Consider the following 25,015-nt stretch of genomic DNA (forward strand, 5'->3'; position numbering starts at 1 on the left):
TGGAGGCATGACTGACGCATCGACCGTTTCCCCCGTCCTGCGCGCCGACGGGCGCACCCCCGGGCAGCTTCGCCCGATCAGCATCACGCGCGGCTGGTCCAGCCAGGCCGAGGGGTCCGCCCTGATCGAGTTCGGCAACACGCGGGTCCTGTGCACCGCGTCCTTCACGGCGGGCGTCCCGCGCTGGCTCAAGGGCGAGGGCAAGGGCTGGGTGACCGCCGAGTACGCCATGCTTCCGCGGGCTACCAACACCCGTTCGGCCAGGGAGTCCGTCAAGGGCAAGATCGGCGGCCGGACCCATGAGATCTCCCGGCTGATCGGCCGCTCGCTGCGCTCCATCATCGACACCAAGGCCCTCGGCGAGAACACGATCGTCCTGGACTGCGACGTTCTGCAGGCCGACGGCGGTACGCGCACCGCGGCCGTCACCGGAGCCTATGTGGCACTGGCCGAGGCCGTGCGCTGGGCGCGCGCGGAGAAGCTCATCAAGCCCAACGCCGAGGTGCTCCGCGACACCGTGGCCGCCGTCAGCGTGGGCATCATCGACGGCGTCCCGATGCTGGACCTGCCGTACGTGGAGGACGTCCGCGCCGAGACGGACATGAACGTCGTCGTCACCGGATCCGGCCAATTCGTCGAGGTGCAGGGCACCGCCGAGGGCGCGCCCTTCGACCGCGACGAGCTGGACCGCCTGCTGGACCTGGCGCTCGCCGGCACCACGGAGCTTTCGCGTATCCAGCGCGAGACGCTGGGGGGTTCCGCGTGAGCGGCGCCGTGGCGGACAAGGTCCCGCGGCTGGTCCTGGCCACCCGCAATCCCGGCAAACTGCGCGAACTCCGCGAGTTGCTCCGCGACCGCATCCCGGGGATCGACGTCGATACGCAGGTCGTGGACGCGGCCGCGCTCGGCGCCCCCGACGTCGCCGAGACGGGAACGACGTTCGAGGAGAACGCCCTGCTCAAGGCCCATGCGATCGTCGCGCACACGGGCCTGCCCGCGATCGCCGACGACTCGGGGATCGCCGTCGAGGTACTGGGCGGGGCGCCCGGAATCTTTTCGGCGCGTTGGGCCGGCACCCACGGCGACGACCGCGCGAACCTCAAACTGCTTCTGGACCAGGTGGCCGACATCGACGATTACCACCGCGGAGCCGCGTTCGTCTGCGCCGCGGCGCTGGCCCTTCCCGGCGGTGCGGAGGCGGTGGAGACGGGCCGGCTCCCCGGCACGCTGCTGCGCGAGCCGCGCGGCGAAGGCGGTTTCGGCTACGACCCCATCCTCCGGCCCGAGGGACTGGAACGGAGTTGCGCCGAGCTCGGTCCGGAGGAGAAGAACGCGATCAGCCACCGCGGTCAGGCCTTCCGGGCGCTTTTGCCGCACATCGTCGAGGCGCTGTCCGGGAACGTACCGGGCGCCTGAGGCATTCGCCACACGGACGGGCGAGGACCGCCGAAACGTCGGGGACCTAGGGCACACTTGAGGGCAATGAATACTTTTTCCGTGCTCCCGACCGCCGCGGCCACCGACCCCTCGGGAGGCAGTGCCTTGTCAGGCATCGCCGACTGGGCCGTCGGCCTCATGGAGACCATTGGGGCGCCCGGCGCCGCCTTGGCCATCGCGTTAGAGAACCTTTTCCCGCCCTTGCCCTCGGAAATCATCCTGCCCCTGGCCGGGTTCACCGCCAGTCGCGGTTCGTTCACTTTGGCGGAGGCGCTCTTTTGGACCACGCTGGGTTCCGTGGTGGGCGCCATCGCCCTGTATTGGCTCGGGCGTGCCCTGGGGCGCGAACGCACGCGGTGGATCTTCGGCAAGTTGCCGCTGGTGGATCTGAAGGACGTCGACCGCGTCGAGGCGTGGTTCGACAGGCACGGGGCCGCCGCCGTCTTCTTCGGCCGGATGATTCCGCTCTTCAGGAGCCTGGTGTCCATTCCCGCGGGTGTGACGGCCATGCCGCAATGGAAGTTCATCGGGCTCACCACGGCGGGCAGCGCGATCTGGAACTCCATCTTCGTGCTCGCGGGCTACTACCTGGGCGAGAATTGGCACGTCGTGGAGGCCTACGCCGGGGTCTTCCAGAAAATCATCATCGCCCTGGTGGCGCTGTACCTCCTCTACTTCGTGGTCAGCCGCGTCGTCAAGCACCGCCGCGACCGCGCGGCCGTGCCCGGCGTCGACCCGGCCAACGACGGTCCGTCCAGCTAGGCACGGGGGCATGTCCTACGACTTCACGTCCATCGACTTCGAGACCGCCAACGGATTCCGCGGTTCGGCCTGCAGCGTGGGCCTGAGCAAGGTCCGGGGCGGCAGGATCGTCGAGGAGGCTTCGTGGCTGATGCGGCCGCCGGAGGGATTCGACCACTTCGACGCGCGCAATGTGCAGATCCACGGCATCACCGCCGACATGGTCGCCGGGGAACCGCGATTCGGCGACCTCTTCCCGGAGATCGCCGGATTCATCGGTGGCGACGCGCTGGTTGCCCACAACGCCGCCTTCGACCTCGGGGTCATCCGCTCCGGCCTCGAGGCGTCCGGCCTGCCGGGCCCCGCCTACGACTACGCCTGCACCGTGATCCTCGCACGGCGCAGCTACGACCTTCCCTCGTATTCACTGCCTTTCGCGGCGGAGGCCGCAGGCGTTCCGCTGCGCAACCACCACGACGCCGTGGAGGACGCGCGCGCCTGCGCCGGGATCATGATCGACATCGGACGCATCCACGGCGCCCCCACGGTTGGCGGGCTCCTCGGGGCGCTGGCGGTGCGCCCGGGCCGTTCGGAGGCTTTTGTCCCGGGCGATCCGCTGTCCAAGGCCACGCGGGACGCGCAGGGCTGGAAACAGGCCGGCGGCACGGTCCCGCAACAGCCCGAATGGGCGGTGTGGCCGCAGGAGGGCAAGGATCCGGCGCCGAATCCCGACGCCGACGCGGCGCACCCGCTTTTCGGCGAGACGGTGGTCTTCACCGGGAACCTGGGCATCAGCCGCCAGGACGCCAAGAACCGCGCCGCGGACGTCGGCGCGACCACGGCGAGCCGCGTGACCCGCAGGACCTCCGTGCTGGTGGTCGGCGACGGCTTTGCCGCCCGGGATCTGGCGGGCGGGAGGCTGACCTCGAAGGCGAAGCACGTGCTGCGTCTCCGCGAGGCGGGTGCCCGCGTGGAGGTGCTCGCCGAGGGGGAGTTCCTGCAGATGGTCGGCGGCTCCTGGCCGGAGGGCCGCTAGCCCTCGCCGAAGGTCAGCCGGATCCACCGTCGCGCCATCTCCCGGATGGCGTCGGCGCTTGGTGTCAGCGATTCCCAGTCCGCGGGCAGGGCTGCCGTCCCGTGGGCGGCGGCGAGCAGGGCTCCCGCGAAGGCCGCCTCCGGTGTCCGGCCCCGGGCACAAAGCGTGCCCGCCGCGTCCGCCAGCGCGTCCGCCGGATCCGCATAGGCCCGTCCTGCCGCCGCGACGGCGGCAACCGCGGCGCGCAGCGCGTCCCACGCGTGACCCTTTTCCCCCGTTCCCGCGTCCTTCTCGCCGGGCACTCCGGCGCCGGACAGCGCCCGGTGGACGAGCATCGCGGCAGCGGCCGCCGCCGACGTCGCCGCGCGTGATCCGTGGGTTAGGGCGGCGGCGTCGGTCGCGAACTTCGCCGTCGTCGCCGGGGTCACCCGGGGGAGCAGCGCGCTCACGGCGGCGCGGGCCAGGACGCCGGGACCGTCGGCGGACGCATCGTGGGGGCGCCCCACGGTCCCCATCGCGTCGTGGTCCAGCCCGGACAGGTCCAGCGGGTCGGCGGGGGCGATCCCTCCCGGGGCCAGCGGTGCCAGCGCCTCGTCGAGCCATCGCGGCCGGGGCTCGGGCGCGCCATCCGGGAAGGACCCGGTGGCCAGACGGTGCCAGCGGAGACCGGCCAGCCACATGCACGCCGCCTCGTCCGATCCGAACCCGTCGTTTGCCCATTCGAGGGCCTCGAGCAGCCCGTCCATGAGGTAGAGCTGGAGGCTGGAACCGCCGTCGAGCGTCCCCTGCGGCGCGGCGTCCGCGGCGTGCCCGAGTCCCGGCGCGATGGCCGTCGCGGCCAGGACGGCCACCACGCGGTCGGCGAACTGCTCGGCGGTCAGGGAAGTCTCATGGGTCGAAGTCACTGGGCCAGTGTAGTGAAGGCGTGGCGGAACCAACCTGTCGGGGGCGGACAGTAACGTGGCGGTATGAGAATGCTCCACACTTCCGATTGGCACCTCGGCCGGTCGTTCCACGGCGCCGGCCTCCTGAAAGATCAGGAGGCGTTCATCGACGAACTCGTCGACGTCGTCGGTCAGCGCTCGGTCGACGTCGTGCTCATCGCCGGCGACGTGTACGACCGCGCGCTCCCGGGAGTCGACGTCGTGTCGCTATTCGACGACGCGCTGGTCCGCCTGCGCCGCGCGGGGGCACAGGTGGTGGTCAGCAGCGGCAACCACGACTCCGCGACCCGGCTGGGCTTCGGTCGCCGGCTCTTCGAGGAGGCCGGGCTGCACCTTCGAACCAATGCCGCGGACCTGGCCCGGCCCGCGCTGTTCGATGGCGGGGACCACGTCCTCGCCGTCTACGCCCTGCCCTACCTCGAGCCCCGCATGGTCGCCGAGGAGCTGGACGTCGAGGAGCCCGGCCACGCCCCGGTGATCTCCGCGGCGCTGGACCGCGTCAGGCTGGATCTGGCCGCACGGCGCGCGGGATCGCCGGTTCCGGTGCGTTCCGTCGTGCTGGCCCACGTGTTCGCCGCCGGCGGCGCCGCCTCCGAGAGCGAGCGCGAACTCAGCGTCGGCGGCCTCGATGTGGTGCCCGTGTCGCACTTCGAGGATTTCGACTACGTCGCGCTCGGCCACCTGCACGGCCGCCAACGGCTGGCCGAGAACGTCCGCTACTCCGGTTCCCCGCTGGCGTACTCCTTTTCGGAGGCCGGCCACACGAAGGGCGCACTGCTCGTGGATGTCGGGCCGGAGGGGCTGCGGGACGTCGAGGCCGTCGAATGGGCGGCGCCGCGGCGCCTCGCGGTCCTCCGCGGGGAGCTCGAGGCGCTGCTGTCCAATCCGGAGTACGAGTGGGCGCGGACGGCCTGGTGCCAGATCAGCCTCACGGACACGGAACGTCCGGCGCAGGCGATGGAGCGGCTGCGCGCCCGGTTTCCGGACACCCTTGTGCTGTCCTTCGACCCCCAGGGGCGGAAGGACGACGCCGCCACGACGTACGGCGAGCGAATCGCGGCGGCGGACACGGCGCAGGAGGTCTGCGAGGGGTTCGTGGAGCACGTGCGGCAACGTGCGGCCAACGACGCCGAGTCCGGCCTGTTGAACGACGTCCTGGCCGATGCCGCGTCCACCCTGGTGAGCGCATGAGGATCCACCGGCTGGAGGTCGAGGCGTTCGGGCCGTTCGCGGATCGGCAGACCGTCGACTTCGACGAGCTCTCCGGAGCGGGGCTGTTCCTCCTGAACGGGGAGACCGGGGCAGGGAAGACAAGCGTGTTGGATGCCATCTGCTACGCCCTCTATGGAGGGCTTCCCGGGGCGCGGGAGGGATCCACGCGACTGCGGAGCGACCATGCCGCGGAGTCCGTCGCCCCCGAAGTCCTCTGCGAGTTCAGCACCGGCGGACGGCGTTTCGAGGTGCTGCGCAGCCCGGCGTGGGAGCGGCCGAAGTCCCGCGGATCCGGGACCACCAAGCAGCAGGCCCAGAGCCGCCTGCGCGAACACGTCGACGGGTCCTGGCGCGAAAAGTCCACGCGCAACGACGAGGTTTCCGGGGAAGTCCGGGCCGTCCTGGGGCTGGACAAGGAGCAATTCACCAAGGTCGCCATGCTTCCTCAAGGCGAATTCGCATCATTCCTCCGTGCCAAGGACAAGGAGCGCGAGGCACTGCTGAAGCGGCTGTTCGACACGACCACCTACGCGTCCGTGGAGCAGCTCCTCGCCGATCGGCTGTCGTCCGCCCGCGTGGAGGCCGACGACGCCCGGCGCAGCCGTGTGACCAAGCTGGAGCACCTGCGGACGGAGGCCGGGGCAACACTCGGGTCCGAGGCCGAACCGGACGCGTTGGACGTCGGGGACGATCGACTGCCCCAGGCTATTGCGGACCTGTTGGAACTGCGTCTTGCCGAAAGCGACGGGCAACTGCGACTCACCGAGTTGTCGCTGTTCCAGGCGCAGACCACTGTCCGGGAGCTGGAGCAGCGGGTGGAGGACGCGCGCCTGCTGGGCGAACTCGACGAACGGACCCGACGGCACCGCGGGGAAGCGGCTGCCGCCGGGGAGGCCGCCGAGGTTCTGCGTGCCCATGAGCGGGCGGTGGCGGTCCAAGCCGAGGCGCAGGCGTCGGCCGCAGCCGAGGCCGAGTCGCTCGCCGCCACGAAGGAAGCGGACCGGACGCTTGCCGCACTGCGGGCGCATCAGATGGCGGCTTCCCTCGTGGAAGACGCCAAGTCCGTCGGCGAAGCCCACCGCCTGGCATCGGACGAGGCGGCCGTCGTGGCGGAGGCGCTTCCGCAGGAGACCGAACTGTCGCAACTGGACGCCCGCGTCACCGCTCTTGGTCGTGAGATCGTCTCCCTCGAGGCGGAGGTGGGCTCGGACGAGGCGGACCTCGCCCGGGCGCGGGAGTCGCTCCCGGGGCTGCGCGCCGATGTCGAGGCCACGTCCAAGGAGGCCTCCGCCCTGGACAGCAGGAGGTCTTCCCTCGAAAGCGCCGAACGGATCCTGGGGCTCGTCCGCGAACGCGACGCACACCGCCCACGGGCCCGGGCCGCGGCCGAAAAGTGGGTGCGCGCCTCGGAGGACGCCCTGCGCGCCCGTGGGGAAGCCACGCTCCTCTCACGGCATCGCCTGTCCCAGGCGGCGGCTTCCCTGGCCGTCGAGTTGACCGAGGGCGAACCCTGCCCGGTTTGCGGTTCGCACGAACACCCGATGCCGGCGACGTCGGGGGACGGGCCCCTGGTCACGGATGCCGACGAGGCCGCCGCGGAGGCGGCCGCGGCCGTGGCAGCCGCGACGGAGCTTCAAGTCCGCGAAGCGCTGGACAAGGAACGCATCGAGGAATCCCGCCTGCTGGCGCTGGCCGGCTCGATCGACGAGACCGACGCAGCGGAGACGGTCCGGCAAGCGAGTGGCGCCCTCGAGACGGCGCGGGATGCCGCGGACCGCCACTGCGCGGCGCGGGAGCGCGAGTCGGAAACGCTCCGCCGCGTCGAGGAGTTTGAGCCCCGTGTCGGCGCGGGCCGGCAGCGACTCGCCGCGCTGCGCTCGAGCGCGGAGGAGTTGGGGGCCACCGCCGGGGCACAGCGGAAGCGGCTGGCCAACCTGCGCGGATCCCACGCGTCTCTCGCCGCCCGGCTGGCTGACGTGCGGAGCGCAGCGGAGCTTTTGGGCCGGCGCGTCGACGCGGAGCGCAGGCTGGCCTCGTCCTCCGCGGCGTTGGTGTCCGCGCGCGCCAAGCTGGACGCGGTCCTCTCCGAGCGCGGTTTCGCGGACGCGGCGGAGCGCGTTGCCGCGCTTCAGCCCGCGCGGCGCGAGGGCGAGCTGCGGGCCCTGCTGGCCGAGCACGGCGCCGAGGCCGTCCGGCTCGAGACGCTGGCCGCGCATCCGGGCATCGCGCGGGCACGAACGGCAGCGGGGGAAGGTCCGGGGGAGCCGACGTCGGTGGCACTCGCGGCAGCCGCGGATCATCGGGCGTCGTGTGCCGGGGCCAGGGACGCGGCGTTGCGGGAACGCGCGGTGCTGGACTCCTACGCGGGACGGTTCGGCGCCGCGCGCACCGCCCTCGATGAGCTCCTCGCGCGCATGGGCCCGGTGCTGGAGCGGTTTGAGACGGTCAAGGCGGTGGCGGAGTTGGTCCGGGGCGGCGGCGAGAACATCCTGCGGATGACGTTGTCCACCTACGTCCTCGCGGCCCGGCTGGAGGCGGTCGCGGCGGCCGCAACTGTGCGCCTGAACGTGATGAGCAATGGGAGGTACGCGCTGGTCCACGACGACGGGCGGCGGGGGAACAACAAATCCGGGCTGGGACTGCAGGTCGTGGACGCGTGGACGGGCCAACAGCGGGACACGTCCACGCTCTCGGGCGGCGAGTCGTTCATGGCTTCGCTGTCACTCGCCCTGGGGCTCGCCGATGTGGTGCAGCAGGAATCCGGCGGCATCGACATGGAAACCCTCTTCGTCGACGAGGGGTTCGGGTCCCTGGACGAGGGCGCTCTCGAACTCGTCATGGACGCCATCGACGGACTGCGCGCCGGCGGAAGAACGGTGGGCGTGGTCAGCCACGTCCCAGAGATGAAACAACGGATCCCGGCCCAGCTGCGCGTCGACAAGGGGCGCCACGGATCCCGCCTCAGTGTCGTCATGGACACGGTGGGAGCGCGTTGAGCCGGTAGTAGAATGGGCCACACAAGGGTTGGGCGCTCCGGGTGGCTGGGACGGGCGCACGCTTTTGAGGAACCCTGAACCGTGACCGTCCACACCAAACGGCCCTCCGCCTTCCGGGCACTGCTCGACATCGCCGGACCGGCCTTCTTCCCGATCGCCTTCTTCGCCCGCCTGCCGCTGGCCATGCTCACGATCGGCGCACTCACCCTCGTCTCGTCGGTCAGCGGCTCCTACGCATCCGGCGGCCTCGCTGCCGGAGCCGTGGGCATCGGCTCCGCGGCGGGTGCGCCGCTGCTGGGCTACGCCGCGGACCGGTTGGGGCAGCGGCGCATCCTGTTGCCCTCCTCCCTGGCGCACGCCGTCGTCGTCGCCGCACTCGTCTTGACGGTTACGGCGGGGAACACCGGCGCGGGAAATCTGGCGCTGGCCCTCGCGGCCGGGGCAACATGCCCCCAGGTCGGGTCGATGGCACGGGTCCGCTGGATGTCGCTCACCACTGGCCGCCCCGCGGCGCGTCGGGAACTCGAAACGGCACTGAGCTACGAGAGCACCGTGGACGAGCTCACTTTCGTGATGGGACCGGCGATCGTGGGACTGCTGGCGTCGCTCGTCGCGCCGTGGTTGCCGCTGGCGCTCGCGGCCGCGTTGACACTGCTCCTGGTCCCCGCCTTCGCCATTCACCGCACGGGCACCGCCGTGCCGCAGCATGGACGCGCGGGCCACGAGTCCGCCGGCCGGTGGGATCGCGGCCGCCTGCTGCGGGTGGCAGTGGCGGTCGCCGGCATGGTGGGCATGGGCACCCTGTTCGGTTCCACGGCCGCCGGTGCGGTCGCCTTCGCCGGGCACCAGGGCCAGCCCAGCGCCGGCGGACTGCTGTACGCGGCGCTCGGCCTGACCTCCGCGGCCACGGCACTGTCCGTCTCCGCCTGGCCCTCGGGCTGGGCACAACCGGCCAGGTGGGTTGCCTGCTCTGCCACCCTGGTGCCCCTGACGCTGCTGCTCCAGCTCCCGGCAAGCACGGGGGCGATGGTGCTCGTGCTGCTGCTCGTGGGTCTGCCCGTCGGTCCCGTCATGGTCACGGTCTTCACCGTCGGCGGGGACGTCGCCCCGGCCGGGAGGCTGGGCACGGTCATGACCCTCCTGGCCAGCGGGATCGTCGTGGGAACGGCGATCGGGAACTCCCTCGCGGGGTTGCTGGCCGACGGCCACGGCCACCGCGGGGCCTTCGCGGTCGCCGCCGCGGCCGCCGTTGTCCTGCTCGCGGCAGGCACCCTGATGGCGCGGCTCCGCTCCCGAAAATAGGGGGTGGCGCAATATGCCCGTTGCCGTATTATGATTTCCAGCACATAAACCGTCCGAACGGTCGGTCTATGCGAACATCATCGATCCAGTGCGCAACCCACGGCGCAGAACAACGGAGCCCCCATGGCAACATCCACTCCACTTCGTCCCGCTGAAAAGCGGAAGGAAGAACGCAAGGTCCTCGCAGGCACCCTGGTCGGCACCACCATCGAGTGGTACGACTTCTTCATCTTCGCCCAGCTCACCGCCACGCTGCTGGCGCCGTTGTTCCTGACGCCGCTGCAGGAGGGCAACGCCGCCCTCGCCCAGATCCTGTCCTTCGCCATGATCGGCATCTCGTTCTTCTTCCGCCCGCTCGGCGCCATCGTCGCCGGCCACCTCGGCGACAAGTTCGGCCGCAAGCAGGTGCTCGTCTTCACCCTTATCCTCATGGGCGTGGCGACCGCACTGATCGGCCTGCTCCCCACCTACGCCCAGATCGGACTGTGGGCACCGCTGCTTCTCGTCCTGCTCCGGGTCATCCAGGGCTTCTCTGCCGGAGGGGAATGGGGCGGCGCTGCCCTCATGGCCGTCGAGCACGCACCCAACCACCGTCGCGGACTGTTCGGGGCGTTCCCGCAGATCGGCGTGCCCATCGGAATGATCCTGGCCACCGGCCTGCTCTTCCTGCTGCGCACGTCCATGAGCCCGGAGGACTTCCTCGCCTGGGGCTGGCGCATCCCGTTCCTGCTTTCCGTTCTGCTGATCGTGGTCGGTTACATGATCCGCCGCACCGTCGAGGAATCACCGATCTTCAAGGAGCTCGAGCAGCGCAAGGCCAGCGAGCACACCCCGCTGCGCCAGCTGTTCCAGACGAACACGAAACAGGTCGTCCAGGCGGCCCTGATCTTCATCTCCAACAACGCCGCCGGCTACCTGGTCATCGCGTTCTTCATCACCTACACCACCAAGGTGCTCGGCATGGAGCTCGCGCCGGTTCTGCTGGCCACGACGTTCGGCTCGTTCGGGTGGCTGATCTTCACGCTCGTCGGAGGGTGGCTGTCCGACCACATCGGGCGGCGCAACACGTTCCTCATCGGCTACGGAATCGTGTTCGTGTGGATGATCCCGATGTTCGCGCTGATCGACGGCGGCAACATCTTCGTCTACGGCGCGTCCATCTTCATCCTCACCATCGGCCTGGGCCTGTCCTACGGTCCGCAGTCCGCGCTGTACGCCGAGATGTTCCCGGCGCACATCCGCTACTCGGGCATTTCGATCGGCTACGCGATGGGCGCCATCCTGGGCGGGGCGTTCGCGTCCACGATCGCCCAGGCGCTGCTCGCGGCGACCGGCTGGTCCGGCTCCATCGCGCTGTACATCATGGCCATCACCGTGGTTTCGGTCGGCGGCGTGCTGTGGGTCGGCGAGACCAAGGGCCGCAACCTGCGCGTCGAGGACGTCGTGGAGACGACCCCGGTCGCCTAAACGCACCGCAAACGACGCCGGCCGGCTCCCGTTCGGGGGCCGGCCGGCGTCGTTGTGCCCGGGTGGATCAGCGCGCGGAGAGGAACTCCAGCGTCCGCTGCTTGAAGGACCGGGAGGTGACGGCGTTGGCGTGCGTGCGGGCCGGCAGCAGGTATTCGGCGACCTCGGTCCCGCGCACGCGCAGCAGGGTGGTGAGGTCCGGCAGCGTCGCGGCCATCCCGTCCCGGTCGCCGGCGACCAGAAGCACCGGCATACCCGGCACGGTGTGGGCCGGGTCGAACGGCTCGGACTTGACCGCCTCCACCATGCTCATCAGCGCGAACAGGTCGTTGCCCGGGACCAGGCGCGCCATGCGCAGCAGCTCCGCGGTCGGGGCGTCCTCGATCGTCGAGCCGTCGGCGAGGTGGCGCTGGGCGGCGGCGAGGTCGAAATCCGCCAGCGGATCGTGGGCGGCCGCGCCGCCGAGAACCAGCCGCCGCACCAGCTGCGGCTGCGTGGCGCCGAACTCCCAGGCCAGCCGCGACCCCAGCGAATAGCCCAGGACGTCGACGCCGGAGCCGGGATCGCCCTCGCGCAGGGGCCGCACGTGTTGGTCCTGCAAAACCTGCAGGAGATCGGCGCGGATGCGGCTTGGGGTGTACGCGTCCAGGTCCTCCGGCGCGGGGCTTGCCCCGTGGCCGGGCAGGTCGACGGCGATGGCCCGCCGGCCGGCGTCGTTCAGCGCAGCGATCCAACCGGTGGAGACCCAGTTGAGTTCCGTGGAGGAGGCGAAGCCGTGCACCAGCAGGACCGGTGGCGCGCCGGCGTCGTCCGCCGGATCGAACGTGCGGACGGCCAGGCCGTTGGCCGAACCCTCGACCAGGTGCTCCGGGTGCGTGGCCACGGCCTAGTCCTCGTCCGGGTTCGCCGTGAGGCGGACGCGCCGTTTCGGCGCGGCGTCCCGCGGAACGGTGCCGACGATCCCCGCGGCGTCGTCCGGAACCTCGAACACCACCAGCGTCTCGCCGACGCGGATCGTGTCCCCGGGCCCGCCGTGCGTGCGCAGGACCCGTCCTGCCTGGGGGCTGGGGAGCTCCAGGGCGCTCTTGGTGGTCTCCACCTCGACGAGGGGCTGGTTGCGTTCGACCTGGTCGCCCTCGGCGACCAGCCATTCCAGGACGGTCGCCTCGATCAGGCCCTCGCCGAGGTCCGGCAGCGGGAAGGGAAGCTCAGCCACGGCGGTACTCCAATACTCGTTGAATGCCGAACAGGATCCGGTCGATGTTGGGGATGTACTCGTCCTCGAGGTCCCCCGAGGGATACGGTACGTCGAACCCGGTCACCCGCTCAACGGGCGCCCGGAGTGTGCCGAAGCAACGTTCGGTGACCAGTTGGGCCACCTCGGCCCCCAGGCCGGCGGTCTGCGGGGCCTCGTGCACGACCACGGCGCGGCGCGTCTTGGCCACGGAGGCTGCCAGGCCCTCGGCGTCGATGGGCTTGAGCCAGCGCAGGTCCACCACCTCGACGTCGATCCCGTCCTCGGCCGCCAACTCGGCGACCTGTTGGCAGCGGGCCACCATGGCGCCCCACGCGATCAGCGTCAGGTGGCGCCCCTCCCGGGCGACGACGGATCCCGTCAGCGTGCCGGGGTCCCCGAGCAGCACCTCGCCCTTCTGCCAGTAGCGGGACTTGGGTTCCATGAAGATGACGGGGTCCGGCATCGCGATCGCGTTCTTGAGCAGGTGGTATGCCTGGTGCGGGTTCGCGGGGGAGACGACCTTCAGTCCCGGTACGTGGGCGAAGAGGGCCTCGAGCGACTCCCCGTGGTGCTCCGGTGCGCGGATGCCGCCGAAGCTGGGAACGCGCAGCGTGACGGGCATGGGCAGGGTCCCGCGGCTGCGGTAGTTCATGCGGCCCAGCTGGCACACGATCTGGTTGACCGCAGGGTAGGCGAAGCCGTCGAACTGGACCTCGGGGACGGGGCGGAACCCGGCCATGGCCAGGCCCACGGAGAGGCCGATGATCCCGGACTCGGCGAGCGGGGTGTCGTAGACGCGGTCCGCCCCGTGCTTGGCCTGCAGCCCGTCGGTGATGCGGAAGACGCCGCCGAGGGCGCCCACGTCCTCCCCGAACACCATGGCACGCGGGTCCGCGGCGAGGGTTTCGTCCAGGGCGCGGTTCAGGGCCTGTTGCATGGACATCGTGGTGCCGGCCGTTCCGCGGTGCGCGTCCATGGAGGTCCCTTCGAGGGTGGTGGTCTCAGGCATGTTCGGTCTCCTTGCGCCAGTTCGCGGCCTGGGCCTTCAGGGTGTCGGTGGGTTGCTGGAAGACGAAGTCGAACATCTCGTTGCCCGGGCGCGGACCGAGGTCCTGGATGCCCAGTCGGACCCGCTCCTCGAGCTCGGCGGCGCGGTCGCGCGCCGCCGCGACATCGGCGGCCGTGATGACGCCATCGGCCAGCAGCCGCAATTCGAGGCGGGACACGGGGTCCTCTCCGGCGTCGCGACGCTCGTCCTCGAGCGTGCGGTAGCGCCCCGGGTCGTCCGAGGTGGAGTGCGGTCCGCGCCGGTAGGTCATCGCCTCGACGATGGCCGGCCCGTTGCCGGCGCGGCCGTGTGCGGCGGCCGCGCGCACGGCCTGGACCACGGCAACGACGTCGTTCCCGTCCACTTGGAGGGCGGGTATCGCATAGGCGGCTCCGCGCGCGGCGACCGATCCGCCGGCGACCTGGCGCTCGGTGGGGACGGAGATGGCCCAGCCGTTGTTCTGGATGAAGAAGACCACCGGCGCCTTCATCACCGCGGCGAAGTTCATCGCCTCGTGCACGTCGCCCTGCGAGCTGGCGCCGTCGCCGAAGTAGGCGATGGCCACGCCGTCCTTGCCGTCCGTCCGCTGGCCGTGCGCCCACCCGACGGCGTGCAGCACCGAGCCGGCCACGACCGCCTGGATGGGGGCCACGTGGGTCTCCGCCGGGTTGTAGAGGCCCCCGTGCCAGGTGGCCTTGTGTGTGGACATGTACTGGACCATGTCGACCCCGGCCGTCAGGGCGACGCCCATCTCGCGGTACGTCGGGAACGCGAAGTCACGGGTGAAGTCGAGGGCGTGGGCGCTGCCCACCTGGGCGGCCTCCTGCCCGAGCTCCGGGGCGTAGCCGGGGATGATGCCCTGCCGCTGCCACGCGACGGCCGAGGAATCGAGGTGGCGGACCTGGACCATCAGCCGGTGGAGGTCCCTGAGCTCCTCGGGGGAGAGCGCCGCGGCGTCCGGTTCCAGTGCGGGTGTGCTGCCCACGAGGCGGCTCCTTCGTTGTGCGGATGGCTAGATGCCAGTGACGCTAGTCACCGCCCCAGATCTGCGCAATCTGGTCGCCAGGACCGGTGCAGTGTGTGCAGTCTGTGGCATGATCTGCGCAAAGACTCAGACAAAATGTAAATCTAGCCCCGGGAGTACCGCATGCCTGTCGATTCGTTGGACGCGAAGATCCTCGAGGCCTTTTCCGGCGATCCGCGGATGTCGGTGTTGGAGGCGTCGCGCGCGCTCGGGGTCGCCAGGGCGACCGTTCAGGCGCGGCTGGACAAGATGCAGCGCCAGGGGGTGGTCACCGGCTGGGGTCCGCACCTCTCCGCGGAGGGGCTCGGGTTTCCGGTCCGGGCCTACTGCTCGCTCGCTATCCACCAGGACGCGGGGCACGACGCCGTAGCGGACGCGCTCGCGGCGATCCCGGAGGTGTTGGAGCTCCACACCGTGTCGGGGGAGAGCGACCTGCTGGCGTGCGTCGTGGCGCGCTCCAACCCGGACCTGCAGCGGGTGCTCGATGCGGTCATCTCCACGGGTACCGTGGTGCGGTCCTCTTCGCTGGTGGTGCTGAACACGCCGATCCCGCTGCGGGCGCTGCCCTTGGCGCGCGCTGCCGCGGCTTCGTGACGCCGACTGTTTGCGGAGTCCCCCGGTGCGGGAGTATCCTCAGTTAGAGTCAATCTGACACTAACTAAGGGGCCCGTGGGTGAGACCATCGGGAGGGAGTCGCGTCATGGAGTTCGCCAACGTTTCCGAACGCCGCGACCTGACCCCGGAACTGGCCGTCTCCACCGTGATCTTCGCGTTGCGCGACGACGGGACGGGAAGCGGCAAAACCTTGTGGCTGCCGCTGGTGCGCAGAACCAGGGAACCGTACAGGGGCCGGTGGGCACTGCCCGGGGGACCTCTCGGTGCCCGCGAGACGCTGCAGGACGCCGCCGCGCGCAACCTGCTGACCACCACGGGTCTGGTTCCCCGCTATCTCGAGCAGCTTTACGCGTTCGGCGGGCTGGACCGTTCCCCATCGCGGCGCGTCGTCTCGATCGTGTACTGGGCACTGGTGCGGGAGGACGACGCCGCGGACCCCGCCGCCGGGGAGGCGACGTCGGTGTTGCGCCAGGACCCGAACGTCGCCTGGTTCCCCGCCGAGGGCCCCGAGGCCCAGGAGGCCTTGGCCTTCGACCATTCGGAGATCGTCCGCTACGCGCAGTGGCGGTTGCGGAACAAGGTGGCCTACGGCTCCATCGCCCACCGGTTCCTCGGCGACCGCTTCACGCTCGCACAGGTCAGGGAGGTCTACGAAGCGGTGCTCGGCCGCCGGATCGACCCGGCCAACTTCCGCCGCCAGCTCCGCGGCGCCGAGGACATCGAGGCCACAGACGAGTACCTCCACGGCGGCAAGCACCGGCCCCCGCGGCTTTACCGCTACACCGGTCCGCCGCCCACCAACGGCGCTCCGGCCCCGGCACGGAACCCCGCAGACACCCACGGCAGAAACAGGAACCCAGCATGAGCAGCGTGAACACCACCATCCAGCGTTTGACCCTGGGCAAGGCACCGGACGCCACCTGCACCACGGACCTTGCCAAGGCCCCGTGGAACTTCGACGCCGGGGCGCCCTCCTATGGTCCGGGTTCCTCCATGGGCGACACCGCCCCGCCCGCCACCCCGCGGCAGGGCGAACTGCCCGAGGAGTACCGCAACGCCGGTGACGCCGAGCTCGACGGCCGGATCCGCGCGGCCAAGCGGACCCTCGGCGACCGGTTGGTGGTGTTGGGCCACTTCTACCAGCGCGACGAGGTGGTCCAGTACGCGGACTTCGTCGGAGACTCCTTCCAACTCGCCAACGCCGCCCAGACGCGCGACGCGGCGGAGTACATCGTCTTCTGCGGCGTCCACTTCATGGCCGAAACGGCGGACATCCTCTCCCGCGAAGACCAGGCCGTCGTCCTGCCGAACCTCGCCGCCGGTTGCTCGATGGCCGACATGGCGGACGAGTCCTCGGTCGAGGAGTGCTGGGAGCAGCTCATGGAGCTCTACGCCGCCGAATCCGACGAGGACGGCAAGGCCCCGGTCATCCCCGTCACCTACATGAACTGCTCCGCCGCCCTGAAGGCGTTCGTCGGGCGACACGGCGGGATCGTGTGTACGTCCTCGAACGCCGCCACGGTGCTCGAGTGGGCCTTCGAACGCGGGCGCCGCGTGCTGTTCTTCCCCGACCAGCACCTGGGGCGGAACACCGCCAAGGCCATGGGGATCCCGCTGGAGCGCATGCCGCTGTGGAGGCCGCGCAAGGCGCTCGGCGGAAGCACGGCGGAGGCGTTGGCGGACGCCCAAGTCATCCTGTGGAACGGCTTTTGCTCCGTGCACAAGCGCTTCAGCGTCGCGCAGATCGAGAAGGCGCGGACGGACTACCCCAACGTCCAGGTGATCGTGCACCCCGAGTGCCCCATGGAGGTCGTCGACGCCGCGGACTCCGCGGGCTCCACCGACTTCATTCAGAAGGCGGTGGCCGCCGCGCCCGCCGGCTCGACATTCGCCATCGGGACCGAGGTCAACATGGTGAACCGACTCGCTTCCCAGTACCCGCAGCACACCATCTTCTGCCTCGATCCGGTGATTTGCCCGTGTTCCACCATGTACCGGATCCACCCGGGATACCTCGCGTGGGTCCTGGAGGAACTGGTCGCCGGGCGCGTCGTCAACCGCATCGGCGTTCCGGGGGACGTCGCCGTCGAGGCCAAGGTCGCGCTGGACCGCATGCTGGCCGCCCGCCCATGAGCAGGCGCCCGTCGCTGGCCGTCGTCGGATCCGGCATCGCCGGCCTCTACGCCGCGGTGGTGGCCGTCGAGCGGGGACACGAGGTGCGGCTGCTGACCAAGGACAGGCTCGGCGACTCGAACACCTGGTACGCCCAGGGCGGGCTCTCGGCGGTCGGTCCGCAGGGACGTGCCGGCGGAGACTCGATCGGGGCGCATGTCGCGGACACGCTGGTGGCCGGCGCGCGGCTGGGCGACCCGCGCGCCGTGCGCATGGTGTGTGCGGCCGCCTGGGGCCACGTGGAGCGGTTGGCCCTCATGGGCATGGCGTTCGACGCCGACGCATCCCGCGGCGGAGAGCCGCTGTACCGGCTGGGGCTCGAGGGCGCCCATTCCCGCCCGCGGATCCTGCACGCGTCCGGGGACGCCACGGGCCGGGCCATCGCCCAGAGCCTGATCGCCGTGTGCCGCCGCCTGGAGTCCGAGGGACGGCTGGCGATCGAGGAGGGGACGTTCGTCCACGCGCTGGAGCACGACGCCGGCCGCGTCGCCGGCGTGCGGGCCACGGGCGGGTCCTCCGGGCACGGAAGCTCCATCCGCGCCGACGCCGTCCTGCTGGCCACCGGAGGGATCGGGGTCCTCTACCCCTGGACGACCAATCCCGCCGGCGCCACGGGAGACGGGGCCGCCCTGGCGTGGAACGCCGGTGCGGCGATCGCCGACGCCGAATTCGTCCAGTTCCATCCCACCCTCGTGCCGGACGGACCCTTCATGGTCTCCGAAGCCGTGCGCGGGGAGGGCGCCGTCCTGCTCGACGGCACGGGACACCGCTTCATGCCCGGCCTCCATCCGGACGCGGAACTGGCGCCGCGGGACGTGGTGGCACGGGCCATCCACCGCGTCCGCGCCGCCACGGGCGCGGTCTACCTGGACGCCACCACGGTGGAGGCGGACCGCGGCAGGGGATTCCTCGCGGGACGGTTCCCCGGCATCACCTCCCGACTGCGCGAACTGGGACACGACCTGGCCGTGGCACCCGTGCCCGTTGCCGAGGCGCAGCACTACTGGATGGGCGGCATCGTCACCGACGCCCACGGGCGCACCACCATTCCGGGACTGCTTGCCGCCGGGGAAACGGCCTGCACCGGCGCCCACGGGGCCAACCGGTTGGCCTCCAACTCGCTGCTGGAGGGACTGGTCTACGCGTGGACCAGCGTTGTGGCGCTCTCAAACGACGACGGCCGGCCCCCCGCGCCCCTGCCCGGGGACATGGACACGTTGACGCTCGCGGAGCCCGCCGGGACGGACTCCGGCGAGCCCCAGTCCGTGGACCTGGCGGCCCTGCACTCACTCACGGGGCGGGCGCTCGCCGTCGAACGCGAGGAAGGCTCACTGCGCGTGGCCGCCAAGCAACTCACCGCGTGGTCGGCCCCGGCCGGTGGTCGTCCGCGGCGGGAACTGGCGCACCTGCTGACGGTCGGGCGCATCATCGCCGCCGCGGCCCTGGCCCGGGAGAACTCACTGGGTGCCCACCACCGCACCGACTTCCCCCAGCCGCCGGCCTCCCTGGCCCGGCGCGCCCTCGTCAAGACAGGACAGTAGACCATGAGCACACCCACCACCTGGCCGGTGCCCGCCCGCATCCTCGAACCCCTCGTGGCCGCCGCGCTCGCCGAAGACGCACCCTCGGGGGACCTGACCGGTTCCGTGCTGGTCCCGGCCGACGCGACGGCGCGGGCGGGCGTCGTGGCCCGCGAGCCCGGCACATGCGCCGGGCTCGCGGCTTTCCGCACTGCCATGCTGCTGACCGATCCCACCTTGCGCGTGGACCTCCTGGTGTCCGACGGCCGGAAGTTCGCCGCCGGCGACACGCTCGCGACGGTGGCCGGCAACGCCCGGTCCGTGTTGGCCGCGGAGCGCGTGGGGCTGAACCTCCTGCAGCGGATGTGCGGCATCGCCACCGCGACGGACGCCTTCGTCCGCGCGGCCGCGGGCCATGGCGCGCGGATCGCCGACACGCGCAAGACGACTCCGGGGCTGCGCGTGCTCGAACGCTACGCCGTGCGCTGCGGCGGGGGCTACAACCACCGGGACAACCTCTCGGAGGCCGTCATGGCCAAGGACAACCACCTGGCCCTGCTGGGATCGGGGGAGGCACTCACCGTGGCCCTGCGCCAGGCCCGCGGTCGCCTGGGGCACACCACGCACTTCGAGGTGGAGATCGATTCCCTCGAGCAGCTCGAACCGGTCGTCACGGCCGGGATCGACACGCTGATGCTGGACAACTTCAGCCTCGCCGACCTCGCCGAAGGCGTGCGACGTGTGGGCGGTCGGTGCCTGGTGGAGGCGTCGGGCAACGTCCGGCTCGAAACGGTCGCCGACATCGCCGCGACGGGTGTGGACGTCATCTCCTCGGGAGCGCTCACGCACAGCGTCCGTGCCCTGGACCTGGGGCTGGACTTCCGCGCGGAGAACACCGCGGCCGGGGATCTGCCGTGATCTACCTCGACGCCGCCGCGACCACCCAGACGCTTCCCGAGGTGCTGGACACCGTGTGGCCGCTGATGACCACCGAGTTCGGCAACCCCTCCAGCCGGCACACGGCGGGGGAGACCGCGGCCCGCGCCCTTGACTACGCGCGCTCCACCGCGGCGTCGGTCCTGGGCGTCCGCGACGGGGACGTGGTGTTCACCTCGGGCGGCACCGAATCCAACAACCTGGCCATCAAGGGCCTCGCGCTCACTCGGCCGCGCGGACGCCACCTGGTGGTCACCGCGGTCGAACACTCGTCGGTCCGCGGGGCCGCCGACTACCTCGCGCGGCACCACGGCTTCACGGTGGACGTCCTCGCCGTGGACGGACTCGGCCGGATCGATCCAGACGAGCTTTCGCGCACCGTCCGCGCGGACACCACCCTGGTCTCCGTGATGGCGGTGAACAACGAGGTCGGAACCATCCAGCCCGTCGTCGAGGCGGCCGCCCTCGCGCACGCTGCCGGGGCGCTCTTCCACACGGACGCAGTGCAGGCAGCCGGCTGGCTCGACCTGGGCCCGCTGGCCGCGGCCGCCGACGCACTCAGTGTCTCCGGGCACAAGCTCGGAGGGCTCAAGGGGGCCGGACTGCTCATGGTGCGCGGACGTCACGAACTGGAACCCGTGGCGCACGGCGGCGGACAGGAGCGCGGCCGGCGCGCCGGAACCGAAAACGTCGCCGGGGCGGTGGCGACGGCCACGGCCCTGCGGCTGGCCGCGGAGGGCGCCGAGCGCGGCGGGCCGGAGGACGGGTACGGCGCCTACCTCGCCCGTACCGTCCTGGCGGGGCTCGCCGGGGCCCTGCCCGAGGCTCCCGTCGCCACGGGCCACCCAGAACTCCGGGTGCCGGGCATCGTCTCCTTCTGCTTCCCCGGGACGGCCGGCGAGGCGGTGCTGCTCGAGCTCGAGCGGCGCGGGGTCCTCTGCTCTTCCGGTTCCGCCTGCCATGCTGGATCGTCGGACCCCTCGCCCGTGCTCCTGGCCATGGGCCTGGACGCGGACACGGCCCTGACGGCCGTCCGGCTCAGCTTCACCCGCCGCGTCAAGGAGGGGGAGATCACGACGGCGGCGCGCAGCCTCGTCGCTGCCGTGCGGGCCGTGGCGGCCAACGGCGGGCACGGCTAGTTTTCGGCCGCCGGAGACTTTCGCCCCCGGCGGCCGCAGGCACTACGCTGGACGCGTGTCCGCCCCCGGGCCGCGTCGGCGTGCCGCGCCGCCGCCGGGGCCGGCATTCCCACCGCCAGGCCGACCCAGCATCGGAGCCGCATTCCATGAAGCGCAACGTCTCATCGCGCATTGTCTCCAGCACGAGCGCCGGAACACGCCTCGTGTTCGCCGTGGCAGCCGTCCGCGATCCCGGCTACGACTCCTTCACCGAGCAACTCTCCATCGCCGTCGACGGCCGGCCGGTCGAGGCCCGGGAGCTTGCCGACCACCACGGCGGACGCTTCCACGTCCTGGACACCCCGGACGCCGCGGAGGTCGTGGTCGAATACAACGCGGAGATCCTCGGCCGCGCGCGCCCGGCGGAGGCCGACCCGGCTGACCTGATCCGCTACGTGCGCCCCTCGCGCTACTGCGAATCCGACAAGCTGCTGCCGACGTCGTACGCGGAATTCGGAACGCTGGGCGGCGCGGAACTGGTGCTGGCCGTGCGCGGCTGGGTCGCCGGGAAACTGGACTACGTCCTCGGGTCCTCGCGCGGTACGGACGGCTCCGTGGAGACGCTGCTGGCACGCCGGGGCGTGTGCCGGGACTTCGCGCACCTGGTCGTGTCCCTGCTGCGGGCCAAGGACGTCCCGGCGCGGCTGGTGGCCGCGTATGCCCCGCATCTGTCCCCGATGGACTTCCACGCGGTCGTCGAGGCCTACGTCGAGGGCCGCTGGGTGGTCGTGGACCCCACGGCACTGGCCCCGCGGCAGGGTCTGGCGCGGATCTCCACCGGCGCCGACTCATCCGACACCGCGTTCCTCTCCACGGTCGGCGGTTCGCTCACGCTCAAGGAACTGCGCATCACGGCGGAGGGGGACGCCGGCGCCCTGGATCCCGGCGCGGGCGAACTCGTCGAACTGCGCTAGGCCCGGGCCGGGAGTTCCGCGACCCGGCCCGCGTCCACGCCCCAGCGCTGGTCCAGGCGCACGTTGCCGAGCAGCCTGCGGTCGTGAGAGACCAGCAGCAGCGCGCCGTCGTACCCCTCCAGCGCCTCCTCCAGCTGTTCGATCGCCGGGAGGTCCAGGTGGTTGGTGGGTTCGTCGAGGACAAGCAGGTTCACGCCCCGGGCCTGAAGCAGCGCCATGGCGGCGCGGGTCCGCTCCCCTGGGGACAGGCGCCCCACGAGGCTGGCGACCTGGTCCGCCTTGAGTCCGAACTTGGCCATCAGGGTCCGCGCCTCGGCGGGGGCCAGATCCGGCAGCGCGGCGGCGAACGCATCGCCCAGCGGGAGCGCCTCGTCGAGTCCCGTGCGGGCCTGGTCGATTTCCCCGACGGCCACGCTGGAACCGAGGCTGGCCGTTCCGCTCTCGGGCGCCTCGCGGCCCAGCAGGAGCCGCAAAAGCGTGGTCTTGCCCGCGCCGTTCGGGCCGGTGATGCCGATCCGTTCGCCGGCGTTGACCTGCAGCGAAACGGGTCCGAACGCGAAGCCGCCGCGCCGCAGCGTCGCCTCGTTCAGGGTCGCGACCACCGAGCTGGACCGCGGGGCGGAACCGATGCTGAACTGCAGGGCCCATTCCTTGCGGGGCTCCTCCACCTCGTCCAGCCGCGAGATGCGGGACTCCATCTGGCGGACCTTCTGGGCCTGCTTCTCCGAGGACTCCGTGCTGGCCTTGCGGCGGATCTTGTCGTTGTCCGGGCTCTTCTTCATGGCATTGCGCACGCCCTGGCTGCTCCACTCGCGCTGCGTCCGCGCCCGGGAGACGAGGTCCGCCTTCTTGTCCGCGAACTCCTCGTACGCCTCGCGCGCGTGCCGGCGGGCCACCTCGCGCTCGGCGAGGTAGGACTCGTAGCCGCCGTCGTACAGCGAGACCCGGTTCTGCGCCAGATCGAGTTCGACGATCTTCGTGACGCAGCGCGCCAGGAACTCCCTGTCGTGCGAGACGAGCACGACGCCGGCCCGCAGGCCCCGCACGAACGCCTCCAGCCGCTCCAGACCCGGCAGGTCGAGGTCGTTGGTGGGCTCGTCGAGCAGGACCAGGTCGAACCGGCTCAGGAGCAGCGCGGCGAGCGCGGCCCGCGCCGCCTGCCCGCCGGAGAGCGCGGTCATGTGCGTCTGCGGGTCCAGGTCCAACCCGAGTTCCGCGAGCACGGGCCCCGTGCGCTCCTCCAGGTCGGCGGCGCCGGAGGCCATCCAGTGGTCGAAGGCGTCCGAATACGCGTCGTCGGCTCCGGGGCCGGCGTCGGCGAGGCCCTCCGCTGCGGACTCCATGGCCGCCGTGGCCGCCGTCGCGCCGGTCCGCCGGCCGAGGTAGCCGGCGATCGTCTCGCCGGGGATCCGCTCGTGCTCCTGGGGCAGCCAGCCGACGAACGCGTCGGAGGGCGCCGTCGAGACGGTTCCGGACTGCGGACGGTCCGCCCCGGCCAGCAGCCGGAGCAGGGTCGACTTGCCCGCCCCGTTGGCCCCGACGACGCCGACCACGTCGCCCGGGGCGACGGTGAGGTTCAGCCCGGAAAAGAGGGTGCGGTGGGCGTGGCCTCCGGAGAGGTCCTTGGCCACGAGGGTAGCGCTCATCCCTCCATCCTAGGAGCCAGAGACCCCGTCGCCGAGCCGGCGGGTGAGGGCGGTCAACTGTGCCAGCTGCGCGCTGTCCAGGGCGGGGGAGAGCAGCTCGTGGATGTGGCGGACGTGCTCCCGGCCGATGCTCCGCTGGAGGTCGGCGCCGGCAGGGGTCAGCTGTAGCAGCACGGCCCGCTGGTCCCGGGGGTCGGGCGTCCGTGCCACCAGGCCCTTGGCCTCGAGCCGCTCGACCATCCGACTGAGGCTCGGCTGGCTCATCAGCAGGTGCTCGTTGAGGTCCGAGAGCCGCTGTCCGCCCGCGGGGCACCGCGCCAGGTTGAACAGCACGTCGTACTCGCGCATGTTCAGCGCCTTGAAGGCGGGGTGCTTCTGCAGGCGGCGCATCACCGTGACCTGGCAGCGGAACAGCGACTCCCAGGCCTCGGCGGCGTCGCGCAGCGACGCGTCGTCAGGCACCTTCGGCTACTCCCGCTCCCGCGGGCACGGCCGCGGAGGCGTTCTTCGCGGCCACGCGGTTGGCGTGGGTGGGCGAGTCGGGGTGGTCGGCGGGCTTGCGCTTGGCGTATTCGGCGCGCAGTTCCGGCAGGACGGTCTCCCCGAAGAGGTCCAGCTGGTTCAGGACCGTCTTCAGCGGCAACCCGGCGTGGTCGATGAGGAACAGCTGGCGGTGGTAGTCCCCGAAGAACTCCTGGAAGGACAGCGTCTTCTCCAGGACCTCCTGCGGGGATCCGACGGTCAGCGGCGTCTGGGACGTGAAGTCCTCCATCGACGGCCCGTGGCCGTAGACGGGCGCGTTGTCGAAGTACGGGCGAAACTCCTTGACCGCGTCCTGCGAGTTCCGGGCCAGGTAGAACTGTCCGCCGAGGCCGACGACGGCCTGGTCCGCCCGCCCGTGGCCGTAGTGCTCGTAGCGCTCGCGGTAAAGGCTGATCAGCTGCTGGTAGTGCTCCTTGGGCCAGAAGATGTTGTTGGCGAAGAAGCCGTCGCCGAAGTACGCGGCGATTTCGGCCACCTGCGGCGTGCGGATGGATCCGTGCCACACGAAGGGGGCGACGCCGTCGAGCGGGCGCGGGGTTGCGGTGAAGTTCTGCAGCGGGGTCCGGTGTTTTCCGGACCATGTCACGGAGTCCTCGTCCCACAGGCGGCGCAGCAGGTTGTAGTTCTCGATGGTCAGTTCCAGCGAGTCCTGGTTGTTCTTGCCGAACCAGGGGTAGACGGGCGCGGTGTTGCCGCGGCCCAGGACCAGGTCCACCCGGCCGTCGGAGACGTGCTGCAGCATCGCGAAGTCCTCGGCGATCTTCACCGGGTCGTTGGTGGTGATCAGGGTGGTGGCGGTGGAGAGGATGATCCGCTCCGTCTGCGCAGCGATGTTGGCCAGCAGGGTCGTGGGGGAGGAAGAGAAGAACGGCTCGTTGTGGTGCTCGCCAATGGCGTAGACGTCCATGCCGATCTCTTCGACCTTCTTGGCGATCGCCACTGACGCCTTGATGCGTTCGTTTTCGGTGGGAACCCGGCCCGTGGTGGGATCCGCGGTGATGTCGCTGACGCTAAAGACGCCGATCTGCATGGGATGCTCCTTCGTGG

At 71.2% G+C, this 25,015-nt stretch carries 23 protein-coding genes; 15 read left to right on the forward strand and 8 right to left on the reverse strand.

Annotated elements, in window-relative coordinates:
• The first annotated feature begins 7 nt into the window (after positions 1–7).
• From rph to ACHAAJ_RS04435, 4 genes are all read left to right on the forward strand, one after another.
• Positions 8–766 (forward strand): ribonuclease PH, encoded by a 759-nt coding sequence (gene rph / locus ACHAAJ_RS04420; protein WP_435726712.1) that lies wholly within the window; start codon positions 8–10, stop codon positions 764–766.
• Entirely contained in the window at positions 763–1,416 is a 654-nt protein-coding gene (gene rdgB, locus ACHAAJ_RS04425; RefSeq protein ID WP_435726713.1) for an RdgB/HAM1 family non-canonical purine NTP pyrophosphatase, read from the forward strand. Before rph ends, rdgB begins: the two co-directional genes overlap by 4 nt.
• A gap of 66 nt (positions 1,417–1,482) precedes the next feature.
• The gene (locus ACHAAJ_RS04430) at positions 1,483–2,199 is read left to right on the forward strand and encodes a DedA family protein (RefSeq protein WP_435726714.1); all 717 of its coding nucleotides are present in this window, start codon (positions 1,483–1,485) and stop codon (positions 2,197–2,199) included.
• A gap of 10 nt (positions 2,200–2,209) precedes the next feature.
• Positions 2,210–3,214, forward strand: coding sequence for a 3'-5' exonuclease (locus ACHAAJ_RS04435; RefSeq protein WP_435726715.1), 1,005 nt, complete (start codon positions 2,210–2,212; stop codon positions 3,212–3,214).
• Here the strand turns inward: ACHAAJ_RS04435 and ACHAAJ_RS04440 are convergent.
• On the reverse strand, positions 3,211–4,119 hold the full coding sequence (locus ACHAAJ_RS04440; protein ID WP_435726716.1) for an ADP-ribosylglycohydrolase family protein: 909 nt from the start codon (positions 4,117–4,119) through the stop codon (positions 3,211–3,213). The genes ACHAAJ_RS04435 and ACHAAJ_RS04440 overlap by 4 nt on opposite strands.
• A 63-nt stretch (positions 4,120–4,182) precedes the next feature.
• Here ACHAAJ_RS04440 and ACHAAJ_RS04445 point away from each other — a divergent pair, with 63 nt between their 5' ends.
• From ACHAAJ_RS04445 to ACHAAJ_RS04460, 4 genes are all read left to right on the forward strand, one after another.
• Positions 4,183–5,349, forward strand: a complete 1,167-nt coding sequence (locus ACHAAJ_RS04445) for an exonuclease SbcCD subunit D (RefSeq protein WP_435726717.1) — start codon at positions 4,183–4,185, stop codon at positions 5,347–5,349.
• Positions 5,346–8,366: an AAA family ATPase gene (locus ACHAAJ_RS04450; protein ID WP_435726718.1), complete on the forward strand. Its 3,021-nt coding sequence runs from the start codon at positions 5,346–5,348 to the stop codon at positions 8,364–8,366. The genes ACHAAJ_RS04445 and ACHAAJ_RS04450 overlap by 4 nt, the downstream gene beginning before the upstream one ends.
• Before the next feature lie 81 nt (positions 8,367–8,447).
• The gene (locus ACHAAJ_RS04455) at positions 8,448–9,668 is read left to right on the forward strand and encodes an MFS transporter (RefSeq protein ID WP_435726719.1); all 1,221 of its coding nucleotides are present in this window, start codon (positions 8,448–8,450) and stop codon (positions 9,666–9,668) included.
• A 123-nt stretch (positions 9,669–9,791) separates the two neighbouring features.
• Positions 9,792–11,135, forward strand: coding sequence for an MFS transporter (locus ACHAAJ_RS04460; RefSeq protein ID WP_435726720.1), 1,344 nt, complete (start codon positions 9,792–9,794; stop codon positions 11,133–11,135).
• 67 nt (positions 11,136–11,202) lie between these two features.
• On the opposite strand, the gene ACHAAJ_RS04465 is transcribed toward ACHAAJ_RS04460, so the two are convergent.
• The 4 genes from ACHAAJ_RS04465 to ACHAAJ_RS04480 are packed head-to-tail and all read right to left on the reverse strand — an operon-like array spanning position 11,203 to position 14,330.
• Positions 11,203–12,018, reverse strand: coding sequence for an alpha/beta fold hydrolase (locus ACHAAJ_RS04465; protein ID WP_435726721.1), 816 nt, complete (start codon positions 12,016–12,018; stop codon positions 11,203–11,205).
• A gap of 3 nt (positions 12,019–12,021) precedes the next feature.
• On the reverse strand, positions 12,022–12,351 hold the full coding sequence (locus ACHAAJ_RS04470; protein ID WP_435726722.1) for a biotin/lipoyl-containing protein: 330 nt from the start codon (positions 12,349–12,351) through the stop codon (positions 12,022–12,024).
• A complete protein-coding gene (locus ACHAAJ_RS04475; RefSeq protein ID WP_435726952.1) occupies positions 12,344–13,348 on the reverse strand; it encodes an alpha-ketoacid dehydrogenase subunit beta in 1,005 nt (334 codons plus the stop codon). The genes ACHAAJ_RS04470 and ACHAAJ_RS04475 overlap by 8 nt, the downstream gene beginning before the upstream one ends.
• Positions 13,349–13,373: 25 nt before the next feature.
• Positions 13,374–14,330: a thiamine pyrophosphate-dependent enzyme gene (locus ACHAAJ_RS04480; protein ID WP_435726953.1), complete on the reverse strand. Its 957-nt coding sequence runs from the start codon at positions 14,328–14,330 to the stop codon at positions 13,374–13,376.
• A gap of 237 nt (positions 14,331–14,567) precedes the next feature.
• Between ACHAAJ_RS04480 and ACHAAJ_RS04485 the strand changes: the two genes are divergently transcribed.
• The 7 genes from ACHAAJ_RS04485 to ACHAAJ_RS04515 all read left to right on the forward strand — a co-directional run bounded on the left by ACHAAJ_RS04485 (position 14,568) and on the right by ACHAAJ_RS04515 (position 21,779).
• Positions 14,568–15,038 carry an Lrp/AsnC family transcriptional regulator gene (locus ACHAAJ_RS04485; RefSeq protein WP_435726723.1) on the forward strand — a complete coding sequence of 157 codons (471 nt, stop codon included), beginning with the start codon at positions 14,568–14,570 and terminating at the stop codon, positions 15,036–15,038.
• Positions 15,039–15,144: 106 nt separating this feature from the next.
• Positions 15,145–15,924, forward strand: a complete 780-nt coding sequence (locus ACHAAJ_RS04490) for an NUDIX hydrolase (RefSeq protein WP_435726724.1) — start codon at positions 15,145–15,147, stop codon at positions 15,922–15,924.
• Positions 15,921–17,192 (forward strand): quinolinate synthase NadA, encoded by a 1,272-nt coding sequence (gene nadA, locus ACHAAJ_RS04495; RefSeq protein ID WP_435726725.1) that lies wholly within the window; start codon positions 15,921–15,923, stop codon positions 17,190–17,192. The genes ACHAAJ_RS04490 and nadA overlap by 4 nt, the downstream gene beginning before the upstream one ends.
• A complete protein-coding gene (locus tag ACHAAJ_RS04500; protein ID WP_435726726.1) occupies positions 17,189–18,772 on the forward strand; it encodes an L-aspartate oxidase in 1,584 nt (527 codons plus the stop codon). Before nadA ends, ACHAAJ_RS04500 begins: the two co-directional genes overlap by 4 nt.
• A 3-nt stretch (positions 18,773–18,775) precedes the next feature.
• Complete coding sequence (nadC, locus tag ACHAAJ_RS04505; RefSeq protein WP_435726727.1) at positions 18,776–19,669, forward strand: carboxylating nicotinate-nucleotide diphosphorylase; 894 nt, start codon at positions 18,776–18,778, stop codon at positions 19,667–19,669.
• Positions 19,666–20,826, forward strand: a complete 1,161-nt coding sequence (locus tag ACHAAJ_RS04510) for a cysteine desulfurase family protein (protein ID WP_435726728.1) — start codon at positions 19,666–19,668, stop codon at positions 20,824–20,826. Before nadC ends, ACHAAJ_RS04510 begins: the two co-directional genes overlap by 4 nt.
• 146 nt (positions 20,827–20,972) lie before the next feature.
• On the forward strand, positions 20,973–21,779 hold the full coding sequence (locus ACHAAJ_RS04515; RefSeq protein WP_435726729.1) for a transglutaminase-like domain-containing protein: 807 nt from the start codon (positions 20,973–20,975) through the stop codon (positions 21,777–21,779).
• On the opposite strand, the gene ACHAAJ_RS04520 is transcribed toward ACHAAJ_RS04515, so the two are convergent.
• The 3 genes from ACHAAJ_RS04520 to ACHAAJ_RS04530 are packed head-to-tail and all read right to left on the reverse strand — an operon-like array spanning position 21,776 to position 24,998.
• Positions 21,776–23,425 carry an ABC-F family ATP-binding cassette domain-containing protein gene (locus tag ACHAAJ_RS04520; protein ID WP_435726730.1) on the reverse strand — a complete coding sequence of 550 codons (1,650 nt, stop codon included), beginning with the start codon at positions 23,423–23,425 and terminating at the stop codon, positions 21,776–21,778. The two genes, ACHAAJ_RS04515 and ACHAAJ_RS04520, sit on opposite strands and share 4 nt — an antisense overlap.
• A 9-nt stretch (positions 23,426–23,434) precedes the next feature.
• A complete protein-coding gene (locus ACHAAJ_RS04525) occupies positions 23,435–23,887 on the reverse strand; it encodes a MarR family winged helix-turn-helix transcriptional regulator (RefSeq protein ID WP_435726731.1) in 453 nt (150 codons plus the stop codon).
• Positions 23,880–24,998, reverse strand: coding sequence for an LLM class flavin-dependent oxidoreductase (locus ACHAAJ_RS04530; RefSeq protein ID WP_435726732.1), 1,119 nt, complete (start codon positions 24,996–24,998; stop codon positions 23,880–23,882). The genes ACHAAJ_RS04525 and ACHAAJ_RS04530 overlap by 8 nt, the downstream gene beginning before the upstream one ends.
• Positions 24,999–25,015 lie beyond the last annotated feature (17 nt).

Source organism: Arthrobacter arnarulunnguaqae (genome assembly GCF_051262515.1).
Lineage (GTDB): Bacteria > Actinomycetota > Actinomycetes > Actinomycetales > Micrococcaceae > Arthrobacter_N.